The organism is Pelomonas lactea, from assembly GCF_043555885.1.
Lineage (GTDB): Bacteria > Pseudomonadota > Gammaproteobacteria > Burkholderiales > Burkholderiaceae_C > Pelomonas > Pelomonas lactea.
This window is the reverse complement of record NZ_JBIGHX010000003.1, coordinates 869,655-884,948: the sequence shown is the minus strand read 5'-3', so window position 1 is coordinate 884,948 and position 15,294 is coordinate 869,655. Positions and strand designations below refer to the sequence as shown.

Here is a 15,294-nt window from a genome sequence, read left to right as displayed (position 1 = left end):
AAGCACCGGCTTCAAGATCGGGAGGCGCTGACCTCGGCCATGGACTTGTCGCCCAGGCCCAGCGGCAACGGGAAGCGCACATGCTCTTCCACGCCGGGCAGGCTGCGCACGGTCGTCGCGCCGAGCGCGCGCAGTCGGTCGATGACGGCTTGCACCAGCACATCAGGCGCCGAGGCACCGGCCGTCAGGCCCACGCGGGCGCGGCCGTCCAGCCATTCGGGCTTCAGGTCTTCGGCGGCATCGACCATGTAGCCCGGCGTGCCCAGGCGTTCGGCCAGTTCCCGCAGGCGGTTGCTGTTGGAGCTGGTGGGGCTGCCCACGACGATGACGACATCCACCTGTGGCGCCAGCACCTTGACGGCGTCCTGGCGGTTCTGCGTGGCATAGCAGATGTCCTGCTGCTTGGGCTCGCGCACCTGCGGGAACACGCGCTTGACCTCGGCCAGGATCTCGGCCGCGTCGTCGACGCTGAGCGTGGTCTGCGTGACGACGGCCAGCTTGCTCTGGTCCTTGACGACGACCTTGGCGACGTCCTCGACCTCTTCCACCAGGAAGATGCCATCGGACAGCTGGCCCATCGTGCCCTCGACCTCGGGGTGGCCCTTGTGGCCGATCATGATGAACTCGTAGCCCTCGCGGTGCAGCTTGGCCACCTCGACATGCACCTTGGTGACCAGCGGGCAGGTCGCGTCGAAGATCTGGAAGCCGCGCGCGGTGGCCTCGCGGCGCACCTCCTGGCTGACGCCGTGCGCGCTGAACACCAGCGTCGCACCGGCCGGCACCTCGGCCAGTTCCTCGATGAAGATGGCGCCGCGCGCCTTCAGGTCGTTGACGACGTAGGTGTTGTGGACGATCTCGTGGCGCACGTAGATGGGCGCGCCGAACTTCACCAGCGCCCGTTCGACGATCTCGATGGCGCGGTCCACGCCGGCGCAGAAGCCGCGCGGCTCGGCCAACAGCACTTCCTGGGGTTGCACGCCTGCACTCATCACAGCACCCCGATCACTTGCACTTCGAAGCTCACCGGCTGGCCGGCAAGCGGATGGTTGAAGTCGAACAGCAGCGATTCATCGCCCAGCTCGCGCACCACGCCGGCATAGCCACCCTGCCCGTCCGGACCGGGGAACTGCACGACGTCACCGACGTGGTAGGTCTCGTCCGGGTCGCCCAGCTGGCGCAGCAGCGTCAGCTTCACGCGCTGCAGCAACTCGGGGTTGCGATCGCCGAAGGCCTCGCCGGGCGCCAGCGTGAAGCGCTCATGCGCGCCCTCGGGCAGGCCGATGAGGCGCGCCTCGATGGCGGGCGACAGTTGCCCGGCACCGAGCGACAGCGTGGCGGGCTTGTCATCGAAGGTGTTGACGATGTCGGCACCGTCCGGGCCCGTGAGCCGGTAATGCAAGGTCAGGAAGGACCCGGCCTGGATGGGGTTCATGCGAGAGATGGGACGCTTGGCTAGACTGCGGCCGATTTTATGTCGCTGACCCACCTGCCCCCCGATGCCCGCCCGCGCGAGAAACTGCTCGCCCGTGGGCCGGCCGCACTGGCGGACGCCGAGCTGCTGGCGCTGCTGTTGCGCACGGGGCTCAAAGGCATGCCGGTGCTGCAACTGGCGCAGAGCCTGCTGGACCGCTTTGGCGGCTGGGCGGGGCTGCTGGCGGCCAGCGTGCAGGACCTGGGCAAGGTCAAGGGGCTGGGGCCGGCCAAGCGGGCGGAGATCGCCGCGGTGCTGGAGATCGCGCGGCGCTCGCTGAACCAGCAACTGGCCGACAAGCCGGCGATGAACGACGTCGACACCGTGAAGACCTACCTGCGCCTGCACCTGGGCGGCCTGGGGCAGGAGGTGTTCGCGGTGCTGTTCCTGGACGCGCAGTTGCGGCTCATCGCGATGGAGACGCTGTTCCACGGCACGCTGACGGCCACGACCGTGCACCCGCGCGAGGTCGTCAAGCGCGCGTTGGCGCTGGGCGCGGCCGCCGTCGTGCTGGCGCACAACCACCCCAGCGGCGTGGCGGAGCCGTCGCGCGCCGACGAGTCGCTGACGCGCCACCTCGCGCAGGCGCTGGCGCTGGTGGACGTGCGCGTGGTGGATCACTTCATCGTCGGCGCCGGCGGGGTGATGTCGTTTGCCGAGCGAGGCCTGCTGTGAGCCGCATCGCCCGCAGCCTGGCCGACCTGAAGCCGCTGGCCCGCGAGCTGGCCGCCGCGAGGCTGGCCGCGGAAGCCGAGCGCGAGCGCGTGGCCGCCGCGTTGCGGCTGGCCGAGCAGGAGCGCCGCGTCTTCGAGCTGACGGTCGGGCCGGTGACGCCGCTGCGCCGCGTCGACCGCGTGCTGCACGACCTGGCGCAACCCGAGCCCGAGCCGCGCCAGCGCGAGGCCGACGAGCGTGCGGTGCTGCTGCAGGCACTGTCCGACGAGATCGACATCGACAGCCTGCTGGAAACCGACGAGACGCTGTCGTTCCGCCGCGACGGCATCAGCCTGGAGGTCGTGCGCAAGCTGCGCCGCGGCCACTGGGCGCTGCAGGGTCAGCTGGACCTGCACGGCTTGCGCCGCGACGGCGCGCGCGAGGCGCTGAGCCACTTCATCCACGACAGCGCCCGGCGCGGCCTGCGCTGCGTGCGCGTCGTGCACGGCAAGGGGCACGGCTCGCCGGGGCGCGAACCGGTGCTCAAGGGCCGCGTGCGCCGCTGGCTGGTGCAGAAGAACGAGGTGATGGCCTTCGTGCAGGCCCGCGCCAGCGACGGCGGCGCGGGCGCCCTCATCGTGCTGCTCACCGGCACGGCCTGACACCGCACTGACGCCACGCCGTGCGTTTTGCCACGCGTGGCGCGCCGCCGACGGGCAAAGCCACCATTGACCCGCCGGCTGCCGCGGGCTTAGCCTGGGTTCAAGCCGCCGGACGTGCGGCCCTGGTGTCATCAACCGCAGCAGAGAGGATCGTCCATGAACCCGTCCCACACGCATGCCCAGCACGCCCCGCAACCCCAGCGTTATGTCGGCATCGGCCTGGTCGTGGCCCTGCACATCGCGGCCATCTATGCATTCAGCGCCGGCCTGATCCACCCGCCGGTCCGGGTCAAGGAACCCGCCGTGCTGCTGCCGCCCATCCCGGACAAGCCCCGGGAGCCCGAGACGCTGCGCAAGCCGGTCACGCCGGACAAGCCCAGCTTCTCGCCCATCCAGCTGGCCGATATTCCCTTGCAACCCTGGCAGGTGGAGCAGCCGTCCACCGTCACGACGACGACGCAGCGCGACGACGCGCCGCCGCACGTGACCGGCGGCACGGCCGGCCCGGTGGCGCCGCCGCACAACCCGCCGGCCGAGCAGCCCGCGATCCGCACGGCGGGCGCCGTCTGCGCCGTGATGCCCAAGCCCGAAGTTCCCGCCGTCAACTGGGCCGGCGAGGCCGTGTTCAACGTCATCGCCACGGTGCGCGGCGGCAAGGTCGTCGGCACCGAGTTCCGCGTCACCCAGGGGGCCCTGGACAGCAAGACACGCCGCTCGTTCCAGCGCTCCGTCGAAGCCGCGCTGGCGGGCTACCAGTGCCAGGGCGACGCGATGTTCCAGCAGGACTTCGCGTTCCGGCTGGATTGAAGGGTGGCGCGGCGCCTACCGCACCGCGTCAAGCAACGCCGTCAGCTGCTCGTGGCCTAGCGGCTTGACGATGTAGTCCGACGCACCGAGCCGCAGCGCCTGCTCGCGCACGCGGTCGTCGATCAGCCCGCTGAGCATGACGACCCGCGCACCGGCCGTGCGCGGGTCGGCCTTCATGGGAGCCAGCAGATCAAGCCCGCTCCCGTCCGGCAGGTTCACGTCCAGAAAGACGAGCTGCGGCGGCCGCTGCGTCACCGCCTCGCGCGCCTGCGCCAGCGTGCGTGCGGTAGCCGCGGCAAATCCCTCGAGTTCAATCAGCAGGGCCAGCACTTCGGAGGCGTCCGGGTTGTCGTCGACGACGAGAACGCGCGGGAGATCGGCAGATGTGTTCATTGCCGCACATGCTAGGCCAGTCGCCGCTGCCGCCAGCAGCGGTTACACCTCAGGCGCCGACGTTGCGCATCCAGTCGGCCGTTCCGGCGAACGACTCCGCCAGCCGGTCGCGCAGCACCGGGTCCACGCCGACCTCGTGCATGGCCTGGCCCATGCAGGCCAGCCATTCGTCGCGCTCAGCGATGCCGATGCGAAACGGCAGATGCCGGGCGCGCAGCCGCGGGTGGCCGAAGCGGCTGATGTAGTGATCGGGGCCGCCCAGCCAGCCGCACAGGAACCAGAACAGCTTGTCGCGCGCCGAGTCCAGCGTGTCGCCATGCGCGGCACGCAACCGTGCATAGGCGGGCTCCAGCTCCATCAGGTCGTAGAAGCGGTCGACGAGTTCGCGCACGCGGGCCTCGCCCCCGAGCCAGTCGAACGCCGTTGTCGCTTGCTCGTCAGCCAAGGAGCTTGCTCGCCAGGGCCTTGATGGCCTGAGCCGCGTCGCAGCCCGGGTAGTGCTCCAGCATCAGCTGGCGCTTGAGCACGGCCTGGCGCACCGCGACGTCGGCCTTGACCTCCGCCATCAGCTCCAGCTTGAACGTCTGCCCCGGCGTCGGGCCGACGAAGCGCTGCAGCACCTGTTGCAACTGGCCGCAGATCAGCTTGCCCTCGCCCACGCGGTTGGCCTGGTTGACGACCAGCCCCACCTGCCGGCGCTCCTGCTGCGTGGCCAGCACCTTGATGGTGGCGTACGCGTCGGTTAGCGACGTGGGCTCGGGCGTCGCAACCACCAGCACATCAGTGGCCAGCGAGATGGCGTACAGCACCACATCGGAAATGCCGGCGCCGGTGTCCAGCAGCACCCAGTCGAAGCGCGGCTTCACGAGGTCAATGATGTGCAGCAGCTTGTCGCGCACCTCGGGCGTCAGGCGCGAGTACTCCACCATGCCCGAACCGGCCAGCAGCACACTGAAGCCACCCGGCGCGGGCAGGATGGCCTGCTCCAGCGTGGCCTTCTCGGTGAAGACGTCGTGCAGCGTCAGCTTGGGATGCAGGTTCAGCACCACGTCCAGGTTGGCCAGCCCCAGGTCGGCGTCCAGCACCAGCACCTTCTGGCCGCGTGCGGCCAGCGCTGCGGCGAGGTTGGCGGTGACGAAGGTCTTGCCGACGCCGCCCTTGCCGCTGGTAACGGCGAGCGTGCGGGCGCCGGCGCGCACCGGCCGCGGTGGCGACGTGGCGGGAGCAGCAGGATCGGGGAGGTTGCTCATGGCAGGTCCTGTTGCGTTTCGAGATTCAGGGTGGCGAACAACATGCCCTTTTCTTCGGCGCTGACCAGGGAATCGATCTGAGGTTCGAGACAGGCGCGGTTGCGGCCCTCGGCCTTGGCACGGTAGAGCTGGCGGTCGGCGCGCTCGGTCCACAGCAGCGGCGACGAGCGCACCCACTGCGGCGCGAACGCGCCGCCCAGGCTGACGGTGACGCCCAGCATCTGCCCTGGCGAGATCTCGATGCTGAGTTCCGAGACTCGTTCACGCACGCGCTCGGCCACGGCCAGCCCCACGTGCGTGGCGCAGTTGGGCAGGATGATGGCGAATTCCTCGCCGCCCACGCGGGCCACGAGGTCCATGGGTCGCACGGTCTGAGCGACGGCGCTGGCGACGGCGCGGATGACCTGGTCGCCCGCGCCATGGCCGTGAGTGTCGTTGACGGCCTTGAAATGGTCGATGTCCAGCATCAGCAGCAGCGCCGCCTCGCCGGCGCGGGCGACGCGGTCGACCTCGCGGGCCAGCGCCATCTCGAAGCTGCGGCGGTTGACCAGCCCGGTCAGCGCGTCCTTGCTGGAGAGGTCGCACAGCGCATCGACGACGGCCTGCAGCCAGGCCGCACTGCCCGGCGCCGCGTCCGGAAGCAGCGCGCCGGCCTGCTGCAACAGCTGCAGGGCCTGTTCCAGATCGAGCGACTGGGCGTCGATCAGCGTCGGGTTGGGCTGGCGATGTTCCAAAGGCTGGCGGTACGGCGAGCGGACAGGGAAGGCGGTGGCGAGCCAGTCTATCAGCGGGGCTTGCGAGCGCGGGTCGTGAAACAGGCACGTTCCTGCGGTCTGTTTGCACTATGCTGGCCCGATCCAGGCCCGTACAAACAGGCCCGCGGTGCAGAATCGGCGCGCCGACGCCAGAACTGCTGCGAGCACCCACAAATCTGATTCACGAGACATGCCCGCACCCGACCTCGCCAACGGCAACGACGCTCTCGACCACGAGTTCAGTTTCAGCAAGGCCGATTTCGACCGCGTCCGCGAGCTGATCTACAAGCACGCCGGCATCAGCCTGCACGATGGCAAGCATGCGATGGTCTACAGCCGGCTGTCGCGCCGCCTGCGCGAGACCGGACACAAGAGCTTTTCGAGCTATCTGCAGTGGCTGGAAGCGTCCACCGGACCGTCCGGCGCGGCGGAGTGGCAGGAGTTCGTCAACTGCCTGACGACCAACCTGACCTCGTTCTTCCGCGAGGAGCATCATTTCCACGCACTCAAGGACGACCTCAAGCCCTTCGTCGGCAAGCAGGTGCGCATCTGGTGCTGCGCGGCCTCCACCGGCGAGGAGCCCTACTCCATCCTGATGACGTGCAGCGAGGCGCTGGGCGCGGGCGCTTCCGTGCAGCTGGTTGCCAGCGACATCGACACCAATGTGCTGGCCACCGCCCGGCGCGGCGTCTACAACGCCGACTCGCGCGGCCTCGACGCCACGCGGCTGAAGAACTTCTTCATGCGCGGCACGGGCGCCAACGGCGGCAAGATCCGCGTCAAGCCCGAGTTGCAGCGCTGGGTGGATTTCCGGCCGCTGAACCTGATGGACGCGCAGTGGCAGCTGGGAGATCCCTTCCACATGGTGTTCTGCCGCAACGTGATGATCTATTTCGACGCACCGACCCAGCGCAAGGTGCTGGAGCGCATCCACCGCGTCATGCGGCCAGGCGGGCTGCTCTTCGTGGGTCATTCCGAGAACTTCACCGAATCGCGCGACCTGTTCAAGCTGCGCGGCAAGACGATCTACGAACGGGTCTGATCCATGAGCACTCCTCTCGTCTCGGCATCAACCCTGGGCAATCCGGCCGCACTTGCGAAGGTCAACCAGCTCAAGGCGCAGCCCCGCAAACAGGGCGAAGCGTCCTTCTTCTTCTACGACGCGCACTTCAAGAACGCCGCCGTCAAGATCCTGCCGGGCGAGTACTTCGTCGACACCGAGGACCTGCTGGTCATGACGACGCTGGGCTCGTGCATCGCCGCCTGCCTGTGGGACCGTGTGGCCAAGGTCGGCGGCATGAACCACTTCATGCTGCCCGAAGGCAACGGCGACTCGGGCCGTTACGGGTCGTATGCGATGGAAATGCTGATCAACGAGATGATGAAGCGCGGCGCCAGCAAGTCACGCATGGAGGCCAAGATCTTCGGCGGCGGCGCCGTCATCTCGGGGATGAACTCGCTGAACGTCGGCGAGCGCAACACCAACTTCGTCATCGACTTCCTGAAGCTGGAGCGCATCCCAATCATGTCCAAGGACGTCATGGACGTGTACCCCCGCAAGGTGTGCTTCCTGCCCGCGAGCGGCAAGGCCATGGTCAAGCGCCTGGCCCCGACCAATACCGACGCCCTGGTCCAGCAGGACAAGGCCGCGATCCAGAAGGTGCAGCCCGTCGCCAGCAGCGGCGGCTCCATCGATCTGTTCTAGAGAGTTGTCGAGGAGGGCCAACGATGGCCAAGACCAAAGTGGTCGTGGTGGACGATTCCGCGCTGGTGCGGTCCATCCTGACCGAAATCATCAATCGCCAGTCCGACATGGAATGCATCGGTGCCGCGGCAGACCCGCTGGTCGCGCGCGAGATGATCCGCAACCTCAACCCCGACGTCATCACGCTGGACGTGGAGATGCCGCGCATGGACGGGCTGGACTTCCTGTCACGCCTGATGCGACTGCGCCCGATGCCGGTGGTGATGGTGTCCACACTGACCGAGCGCGGTGCCGACGTGACGCTGAAGGCGCTGGAACTGGGGGCGGTGGATTTCGTCGCCAAGCCCAAGATCGGCGTCGCCGACGGCATCAAGCTGCTGGCGCAGGACATCACTGACAAGATCCGCGTCGCCTCCAAGGCCCACATCCGCCGCGCCCCGCCCCCGCCGGCACCCGGTGCCGCAGCGCCCGCTCCCGCCAAGCCGGTCACCATGGCCAGCCTGGGCCGCGCGTCCACCGAGAAGCTCATCTTCATCGGGGCCTCGACCGGCGGCACGGAGGCCACCAAGGACGTGCTCGTCAACCTGCCGGCCGACAGCCCGGCCGTTGTCATCACGCAGCACATGCCGCCCGGCTTCACGAAGAGCTACGCGGCGCGGCTGGACGGCCTGTGCAAGATCCGCGTCAAGGAGGCACAGGACGGCGAGCGCATCCTGCCTGGCCACGGCTACATTGCGCCCGGCGGCTTCCACCTGACGGTGGAGCGCAGCGGCGCCAACTACATCGCCCGCGTGCAGGACGGCGACCCGATCAACCGCCACAAGCCGTCCGTCGAGGCGCTGTTCCTGTCGGCGGCGCGCGTGGTGGGCCAGAACGCGATCGGCATCATGCTGACCGGCATGGGCGCCGACGGCGCCAAGGCCATGAAGGTCATGAAGGACGCCGGCTCCTACAACTACTGCCAGGACGAGGCCACCTGCGTGGTCTTCGGCATGCCGCGCGAGGCCATCGCGGCCGGCGCGGCCGACGAGGTGCTGCCGCTGGGCCAGATCGCCACCAAGGTGCTGGAGCGCCTGCGCGCCACGTCGGGCATGTCGCTGAACCGCGTCTGACCCCTAATTCATCGGCACCTGCCCGGTGCCGGTTCGGTTACGGTGCGCGCTTCGTCAAGGAGCCCGCCCATGAAGCTGCACCGCCGCCTGCTAGCCCTAGCCCTGCTGGGCGCCGCCACCGCCCAGGCCGCCGACGGCAGCTTTGGTGACGCGGCCAGTTTCCTGGCCAGCGCCGGCAGCACGGCGATGGAGAGCTTCGAGAACCAGCCCGGGCGGCGGCGCGAGCTGACCCCGATCGACACGCCGCTGTTCACGATCGGCACGACCACCACGCCCATTGGCGTGCAGGTCGGCCCGGACGCACCGAGCACCGGCTTCGGCGCGCATGCCGTCGGCGACGGCAGCCGCTACCTGTCGGTCTACCTCGCGGGGCAGCCCCAGGGCCCCATCACCTTCCAGTTGGCTGCGCCCGCCACGGCCTTCGGTCTCTACCTGGTGGATGTGGGCGAGACGTCCGGGCAGATCATCTTCAAGACGAATGCCGGCGCGTTCTCCGGCACCGGCCTCAGCGTCGACGCCACGCCGCAACCCGACGGTGGTGTGCGCTTCCTGGGCTTCACGCAGACCCAGGCCTTCACACAGGTGACGCTGACGGTGACCGGCATCGACGAGGCCTACGGCGTGGACCAGGTCTACGTCAGCGCCGTGCCGGAGCCCGCGTCGGCGCTGCTGATGAGCCTGGGCCTGGCCGGCCTGCTGGCCGCGCGGCGCAGGCGCTGAGCCTCACCGCGACTGGGCCCTGGCCAGCGTCTGCGCCGGCGGCCGGCTCGCCACGGCCTCGCGCTCGGGCGGCAGCACCGGCTTGAAGCCGTCCAGCCGCTTGGCCGATGGCGGCACCCAGGCGGCCTGCCGCGCCGGCGGCGACTTGGCGACGACAACGACGCGGGCCGAGCGATCGGTCATGGCGTCCTTCAGGTCGGCATTCGCATCGGTGAAGGCCTGGGCCGGCAGCACCGTCAGCAGCAGGGCGGCGGCGGTCGACAACAGGGCGATCCAGGGGTAGCGAAGATTCAGCGTGCTCATGGGGATTCCTTGGTGTGCTGGTTATGCTAGGCACCCAAAACACCGCCACCAAGCGCTTGTTTCTGCACTGATTGGTTGGATTCACTTACCAGATGGTTTCGCTGGATCGCTTTCCGCTGCACTACCTCGCCGCCTTCCGCACCGCCGCGCAGACGCAAAACCTGCGCGCTGCCGCCGAGAGCCTGCACCTGACGCACAGCGCCGTCAGCCAGCAGATCCGTGGGCTGGAGACGCAACTGGGCTTCGAGCTGTTCACGCGCCAGGGCCGGCGCCTGACATTGAACCCCGCCGGGCAGGCACTGCAGCGCGCGGTCATCAAGATGTTCGCGGAACTGCAGGCCGGCCTGCTGGCTGCCACGCAGGCGCACGGCAGCGCGGCGCAGACGCTGCGCGTGACCGCCCTGCCCTCGTTCGCCCAGCGCTGGCTGCTGCCGCGCCTGCCACGCTGGCAGGTCCTGCAGCCCTGCATCACGCTGGACCTGCACTCGTCGCAGCAGGTGGTGGACCTGGAGCGCGAGGGCTTCCACATCGGGCTGCGCATCGGCCGCGGCCCCTGGCCCGGCCTCGTTTCGGAGCTGCTGTTCCATTCATCGCACATCGTCGTCGCCGCGCCGGTGCTGGCCCAACGGCTCGTGGGCCAGCCGCCGGAGCTGCTGGCCCAGCAACCGCTGCTCGGCGATGCAGACCTGTGGCGCGAATGGTTCACGCAGGCAGGGTGCCCGGCAACACCGACGCCCGTCGCCACCTTCAACGACGCGGCCCTGCTGGGCCAGGCCGCCGAGCAGGGCATGGGCGTCGCGCTGACGCGTGCGGCCTTTGCCGCCGACTCGCTGCTGGACGGGCGGCTTGTGCGCGTGTCGGCGCTCGCCATCGACGACGACGCCACGCGCGACTACCAGGTCGTCTATCCCGAGGCGCTGCGCGGCGACCCGGCCGTGCGTGCCTTCTGCGACTGGCTGCACGCCGAGATCGCGGCGCTGCAGCAGCGGCTCAGCGAGACCGCCAAGCCGGGCTGAAGCCCATCCGGCTCACAGGAACAACTGCTGCAGGTCGCTGAGGAAGTCGAAGCCGCGCTCGGTGGGCTGGATGCGGGCCGGGTCGGCCGCCAGCAGGCCGCGGCCGCGCGCCGTCTCCAGCGCCTTGGCAATGCTGGACGGAGGCAGCCCCGTGCGCTCCAGGAACTGCAGCACGGTCACGCCGTCCTTCAGCCGCAGCGCGTTCAGCATGAACTCGAACGGCAGGTCCTTGCGCGCCACCTCGTGCTCGTTGCTGACCTTGTTGTCCTGCGCCATGAACGCGGCCGGCTCGCGCCAGCGCACCTGGCGCAGCACGCGGTTCGGAAAGCTGAGCTTGCTGTGCGCGCCGGCGCCGATGCCGAGGTAGTCGCCGAACTGCCAGTAGTTCAGGTTGTGCGCACAGCGGTGGCCGTCGCGGGCGTAGGCCGACACCTCGTAGCGCGACAGCCCCGCCGCGCCGGTCTTCTCGGTGATGAGGTCCAGCATGTCGCTGGCGAGGTCGGGGTCGGGCAGGTGCTCGGGCGTGCGCGTCGCGAACACCGTGTTGGGCTCGATGGTCAGGTGGTAGATGGACAGGTGCGGCGGCTTGAAGCCCAGCGCCGTGTCCAGCTCGCGCGCCAGGTCGTCCAGCGTCTGGCCCGGCAGCGCGTACATCAGGTCGAGGTTCCAGGTCTCGAACGCACCGGCCGCCTCGGTCAGCGCCTCGCGCGCCTGGGCCGAGCTGTGCACACGGCCCAGCGTCTTCAGTTGCGCGTCGTCGAAGCTCTGTACACCGACCGACAGCCGCGTGACGCCGGCCTGGCGGAAGCCGGCAAAGCGCTCGCGCTCGAACGTGCCGGGGTTGGCCTCCAGCGTGATCTCGCAGCCGGGCTCCAGCGGCAGGCGCGCGCGGATGTCGCTGATGAGCTGCGCGATCTGCTCCGGGTTGAACAGGCTGGGCGTGCCGCCGCCGATGAAGATGCTGACGACCGGCCGGCCCCAGATCAGCGGCAGCGCGGCTTCCAGGTCGGCCCGCAGCGCCGCGAGGTAGGCCTCGGCCGTGTCGGCGGACAGCCCGCCGCTCTTCACCTCGTGCGAGTTGAAGTCGCAGTACGGGCACTTGCGCAGGCACCACGGCAGGTGCACGTACAGCGCGAGCGGCGGCAGCGCCGGCAGCTGCAGCGTGCCCGGGCGCATCAGGTGCTGGAGATCGGCCATGGATCAGCCGAGATGCCAGGCCGCGCGGAACTGCTCGATCAGCTGCGCCGCCGCCAGGGCGCGGTGGCTGTGGCGGTTCTTCACCTCGGCGCCCAGACTGGCGACGGTCTGCCCCAGCGCCGGGATGTGCATCAGCGGGTCGTAGCCGAAACCGCCCTCGCCGCTGGGCGCCGTCAGGATCTCGCCCATCCAGCGGCCCATCGCGATCAGCGGCTCCGGGTCGTCGGCGCTGCGCACCGCTACCAGCGCGCAGACGAAGCGCGCGCGGCGGTCCGCCACGCCGGCGAGTTCGCGCAGCAGCCGTTCGTTGTTGGCGGCATCGCTCTTCTCGCCGCCGGCGTCCAGTGCATAGCGCGCTGAGCGCACGCCCGGCGCACCGTCCAGCGCATCGACGCTGATGCCGGAGTCGTCGGCCAGCGCCGGCAGGCCGCTGAGCCGCGCCGCGTGCCGGGCCTTGGCCAGCGCGTTCTCGGCAAAGGTGTCGAACGGCTCCTCCGCCTCCGGGATGCCGAGGCTGCCCTGGGTGACCAGCTCGATGCCCAGTGGCGTGAACAGCGCCTGCAGCTCGACGAGCTTCTTCGCGTTGTTGGAGGCCAGGACCAGCTTCATGCCGACTTCTGCAAAGCGATCAGCTCACGGATGCCCTTGTCCGCCAGGTCCAGCAGCGCGTTCATCTCGTCGCGCGTGAAGACCACGCCCTCGGCGGTGCCCTGCAGCTCGACGAAGCCGCCCGAGCCGGTCATGACGACGTTCATGTCGGTGTCGCAGGCCGAGTCTTCGGTGTATTCCAGGTCCAGCAACGGCACGCCGTCGACGATGCCCACCGAGATGGCCGCCACCGAGTCCTTGATCGGCGAGCGCGACAGCTTGCTGTCGGCGATGAGCTTGGCGACCGCGTCCTGCGCGGCGACGAAGGCGCCGGTGATGGCGGCCGTGCGCGTGCCGCCATCGGCCTGCAGCACGTCGCAGTCCAGCGTGATGGTGCGCTCGCCCAGGGCGGCGAGGTCGAACACGGCGCGCAGCGAGCGGCCGATGAGGCGCTGGATCTCCTGCGTGCGGCCGCTCTGCTTGCCCTTGGCGGCCTCGCGGTCACTGCGGGTGTGCGTGGCACGCGGCAGCATGCCGTACTCGGCCGTCACCCAGCCCTCGCCCGAACCGCGCTTGTGCGGCGGCACGCGCTCTTCCACCGACGCGGTGCACAGCACGCGCGTCGAGCCGAACTCGATCAGCACCGAGCCTTCGGCGTGCACGGTAAAGCCGCGCGTGATGCGCACCGGGCGCAATTGATTGGCAGCGCGGCCTGCGCTGCGCGTGAAGGTCTTGGTCATGACGGGAGAAAAAGGTTAGCGGCGGTTCAGGCCGCGGCCGGACTGGCGGATGACTTCGTTGATCTCGCGCACGGAGCGCTCGATCTCCTCGTCGTCCATCGCGGCCATGCCCGCCACCAGGTCGGCGTCCAGCGCCCCCTGGATGGTGGACGCAAAGCCGGAGTTGCCGAGGTTCTGCGTGGTGTCGCCGGCGGGGTCGCCCTCGCCTTCCCACTCGACGGACAGCAGCGTCACGTTGTCGCTGCGCTCGCCGCCGCGGCGCAGCGCCTGCTCGACGAGGTCGGGCACCGCCTCCGAGATGACCTGGTCGGCCATGTGCTGGACGATCTCGTGGTCTTCGACGCTGCCCCACAAGCCGTCGGAGCACAGCAGGATGCGGTCGCCCGGCTCCATGACCAGCGGCCCCTGGCAATCCACCATGGGTTTGCCGGGGCTTCCCAGGCAGGTGAACAGCACGTTGCGGTTGAACGGCTCGGCGCCGCGGCCAACGCGACCCAGCGCTTCCTGCAGTTCGGAATAGGAGTGATCGCGCGTGCGTGCGATCAGCTTGCCGCCGCGCACGAGGTACAGGCGCGAGTCGCCGCAATGTGCCCACCAGGCCTGGTTGCCCTGGAGGATGCAGGCCACGACAGTGGTGCGCGGCGTGTCCGTCAGGCCCTTGCTCTGTGCGTAGCGCAGCAGCTGCTGGTGGGCGATGACGATGGTTTCCTGCAGGAAGCGCTGCGGGTCGTCCAGCACCGGCCGGGCGTCCTGCTGGAACAGCGCGGCCAGCGTCTGCAGCGCGATCTGCGCGGCGACCTCGCCCTCGGGGTGCCCGCCCATGCCGTCAGCCAGCGCGAACAGACCCGCCTCCCGCGTGAAGCAATAGCCCATGCGGTCTTCATTGGTCTCACGGCCGCCGCGGCGGCTGACTTGGAAGACGCTGAATCTCAAGCTTTTGCTCCGGACTTGAGGTTTTCCAATTGGAGTTTCAACCGCTCGCTGAACGACAGCTTGGTGTAGCGCCGCTCGGTCTCGCGGGCCAGTTCCTTCTGCAGCGCGAACACGCTCTGCGGGCGCGCCAGCGGGTCCAGCGACATGCACCACTCGGTCACTTCGAGCAGGTTGTCGGAGTAGACATTGCGCAGCCGGCTCAGGCTCAGGTTGAGACGGTCCTTCTCCAGCCGCTGGGGCGCATCGTTGGGCGGGTAGCCCTGCATGCAGGCGTAGATGCAGGCGCCGATGGCGTAGATGTCCGTCCACGGGCCCAGCGAGCCGTCGCGGCGGTACATCTCGGGCGCGGCAAAGCCGGGCGTGTACATCGGGCGGATGAAGTTGCCTTCCTTGCTCAGCACCTCGCGCGCGGCGCCGAAGTCCAGCAGCACGGCCTTGTTGTCGTTCGTGATGAAGATGTTGGCCGGCTTGATGTCCAGGTGCAGCATCTTGTGCTGGTGCACGATGCGCAGCCCGCGCAGGATCTCGTCGAACAGGCTGCGGATGGTGGACTCGCGGAACACCTTGTCACGCTTCATGTCGCGCGCGGTCACGATGAAATCCTGCAGCGTGTCGCCCTGCAGGTAATTCATGACCATGTAGACGGTTTCGTTCTCGCGCAGGAAATTCAGCACCGAGACGACGCTGGGGTGCGAGATTTGCGCGAGCGAGCGCCCCTCTTCGAAGAAACTCTTCAGCCCCAGCCGGTACAGCGGCTGCTTTTCGGGCTTGACGCGCGGCGTCAGCTCCCCCGGGGAACGCTCGGCCAGCGACGAGGGCAGATATTCCTTCAACGCGACGAGGTGATGGTCCGGGTCTTCGGCGAGATACACCACGCCGAAACCGCCCGCCGCCAGTCGCTTGATGATCTGATAGCCCCCAACCACCGTGCCTGCGGGCAATGGCGCCGGCTTCGGCTTGGACATAATCGCGTTTTGTCTGTTTTGCG

Annotated in this window: 20 protein-coding genes; 8 read left to right on the top strand and 12 right to left on the bottom strand. The window is 69.1% G+C overall.

Going from position 1 to position 15,294, the window contains the following annotated elements:
- Positions 1–11 precede the first annotated feature (11 nt).
- Entirely contained in the window at positions 12–989 is a 978-nt protein-coding gene (gene ispH, locus ACG04Q_RS12700) for a 4-hydroxy-3-methylbut-2-enyl diphosphate reductase (RefSeq protein WP_394511289.1), read from the bottom strand.
- Positions 989–1,432: an FKBP-type peptidyl-prolyl cis-trans isomerase gene (locus ACG04Q_RS12695; RefSeq protein WP_394511288.1), complete on the bottom strand. Its 444-nt coding sequence runs from the start codon at positions 1,430–1,432 to the stop codon at positions 989–991. The genes ispH and ACG04Q_RS12695 overlap by 1 nt, the downstream gene beginning before the upstream one ends.
- A 39-nt stretch (positions 1,433–1,471) precedes the next feature.
- Here ACG04Q_RS12695 and radC point away from each other — a divergent pair, with 39 nt between their 5' ends.
- The 3 genes from radC (at position 1,472) to ACG04Q_RS12680 (ending at position 3,594) form a co-directional block, all read left to right on the top strand.
- Positions 1,472–2,146, top strand: a complete 675-nt coding sequence (radC, locus tag ACG04Q_RS12690; RefSeq protein WP_394511287.1) for a RadC family protein — start codon at positions 1,472–1,474, stop codon at positions 2,144–2,146.
- The gene (locus tag ACG04Q_RS12685) at positions 2,143–2,787 is read left to right on the top strand and encodes a Smr/MutS family protein (protein WP_394511286.1); all 645 of its coding nucleotides are present in this window, start codon (positions 2,143–2,145) and stop codon (positions 2,785–2,787) included. Before radC ends, ACG04Q_RS12685 begins: the two co-directional genes overlap by 4 nt.
- A gap of 156 nt (positions 2,788–2,943) precedes the next feature.
- Entirely contained in the window at positions 2,944–3,594 is a 651-nt protein-coding gene (locus tag ACG04Q_RS12680; protein WP_394511285.1) for a hypothetical protein, read from the top strand.
- A gap of 15 nt (positions 3,595–3,609) precedes the next feature.
- On the opposite strand, the gene ACG04Q_RS12675 is transcribed toward ACG04Q_RS12680, so the two are convergent.
- From ACG04Q_RS12675 to ACG04Q_RS12660, 4 genes are read right to left on the bottom strand one after another with little or no spacing between them, the layout of a single operon-like run.
- The gene (locus tag ACG04Q_RS12675) at positions 3,610–3,987 is read right to left on the bottom strand and encodes a response regulator (RefSeq protein ID WP_394511284.1); all 378 of its coding nucleotides are present in this window, start codon (positions 3,985–3,987) and stop codon (positions 3,610–3,612) included.
- 49 nt (positions 3,988–4,036) lie between these two features.
- Positions 4,037–4,432, bottom strand: coding sequence for a group II truncated hemoglobin (locus ACG04Q_RS12670; protein WP_394511283.1), 396 nt, complete (start codon positions 4,430–4,432; stop codon positions 4,037–4,039).
- Complete coding sequence (locus ACG04Q_RS12665) at positions 4,425–5,237, bottom strand: MinD/ParA family protein (protein WP_394511282.1); 813 nt, start codon at positions 5,235–5,237, stop codon at positions 4,425–4,427. Before ACG04Q_RS12665 ends, ACG04Q_RS12670 begins: the two co-directional genes overlap by 8 nt.
- The gene (locus ACG04Q_RS12660; RefSeq protein WP_394511281.1) at positions 5,234–5,971 is read right to left on the bottom strand and encodes a GGDEF domain-containing protein; all 738 of its coding nucleotides are present in this window, start codon (positions 5,969–5,971) and stop codon (positions 5,234–5,236) included. Before ACG04Q_RS12660 ends, ACG04Q_RS12665 begins: the two co-directional genes overlap by 4 nt.
- Positions 5,972–6,182: 211 nt before the next feature.
- On the opposite strand from ACG04Q_RS12660, the gene ACG04Q_RS12655 reads away from it, so the two are divergent.
- The 4 genes from ACG04Q_RS12655 to ACG04Q_RS12640 all read left to right on the top strand — a co-directional run bounded on the left by ACG04Q_RS12655 (position 6,183) and on the right by ACG04Q_RS12640 (position 9,529).
- A complete protein-coding gene (locus ACG04Q_RS12655; protein ID WP_394511280.1) occupies positions 6,183–7,034 on the top strand; it encodes a CheR family methyltransferase in 852 nt (283 codons plus the stop codon).
- Positions 7,035–7,037: 3 nt separating this feature from the next.
- On the top strand, positions 7,038–7,697 hold the full coding sequence (cheD, locus tag ACG04Q_RS12650; protein ID WP_394511279.1) for a chemoreceptor glutamine deamidase CheD: 660 nt from the start codon (positions 7,038–7,040) through the stop codon (positions 7,695–7,697).
- Positions 7,698–7,720: 23 nt separating this feature from the next.
- Positions 7,721–8,809 carry a protein-glutamate methylesterase/protein-glutamine glutaminase gene (locus tag ACG04Q_RS12645; protein ID WP_394511278.1) on the top strand — a complete coding sequence of 363 codons (1,089 nt, stop codon included), beginning with the start codon at positions 7,721–7,723 and terminating at the stop codon, positions 8,807–8,809.
- Between the two features lie 69 nt (positions 8,810–8,878).
- Entirely contained in the window at positions 8,879–9,529 is a 651-nt protein-coding gene (locus ACG04Q_RS12640) for a PEP-CTERM sorting domain-containing protein (RefSeq protein WP_394511277.1), read from the top strand.
- Positions 9,530–9,532: 3 nt separating this feature from the next.
- Here the strand turns inward: ACG04Q_RS12640 and ACG04Q_RS12635 are convergent, their stop codons facing one another.
- Positions 9,533–9,832 (bottom strand): hypothetical protein, encoded by a 300-nt coding sequence (locus tag ACG04Q_RS12635; RefSeq protein ID WP_394511276.1) that lies wholly within the window; start codon positions 9,830–9,832, stop codon positions 9,533–9,535.
- 92 nt (positions 9,833–9,924) lie between these two features.
- Here ACG04Q_RS12635 and ACG04Q_RS12630 point away from each other — a divergent pair, with 92 nt between their 5' ends.
- Entirely contained in the window at positions 9,925–10,848 is a 924-nt protein-coding gene (locus ACG04Q_RS12630; RefSeq protein WP_394511275.1) for a LysR substrate-binding domain-containing protein, read from the top strand.
- Positions 10,849–10,860: 12 nt separating this feature from the next.
- On the opposite strand, the gene hemW is transcribed toward ACG04Q_RS12630, so the two are convergent.
- Genes hemW through ACG04Q_RS12605 form a run of 5 tightly spaced genes read right to left on the bottom strand, consistent with a single transcriptional unit; the run spans position 10,861 to position 15,271 of the window.
- Positions 10,861–12,045: a radical SAM family heme chaperone HemW gene (gene hemW, locus ACG04Q_RS12625; protein ID WP_394511274.1), complete on the bottom strand. Its 1,185-nt coding sequence runs from the start codon at positions 12,043–12,045 to the stop codon at positions 10,861–10,863.
- Between the two features lie 3 nt (positions 12,046–12,048).
- The gene (gene rdgB, locus ACG04Q_RS12620; protein WP_394511273.1) at positions 12,049–12,654 is read right to left on the bottom strand and encodes an RdgB/HAM1 family non-canonical purine NTP pyrophosphatase; all 606 of its coding nucleotides are present in this window, start codon (positions 12,652–12,654) and stop codon (positions 12,049–12,051) included.
- Positions 12,651–13,373 (bottom strand): ribonuclease PH, encoded by a 723-nt coding sequence (gene rph, locus ACG04Q_RS12615; protein ID WP_394511272.1) that lies wholly within the window; start codon positions 13,371–13,373, stop codon positions 12,651–12,653. The genes rdgB and rph overlap by 4 nt, the downstream gene beginning before the upstream one ends.
- A gap of 15 nt (positions 13,374–13,388) precedes the next feature.
- Complete coding sequence (locus ACG04Q_RS12610) at positions 13,389–14,306, bottom strand: PP2C family protein-serine/threonine phosphatase (protein ID WP_394511271.1); 918 nt, start codon at positions 14,304–14,306, stop codon at positions 13,389–13,391.
- Positions 14,303–15,271, bottom strand: a complete 969-nt coding sequence (locus tag ACG04Q_RS12605; protein ID WP_268150084.1) for a serine/threonine protein kinase — start codon at positions 15,269–15,271, stop codon at positions 14,303–14,305. The genes ACG04Q_RS12610 and ACG04Q_RS12605 overlap by 4 nt, the downstream gene beginning before the upstream one ends.
- Positions 15,272–15,294: the final 23 nt, after the last annotated feature.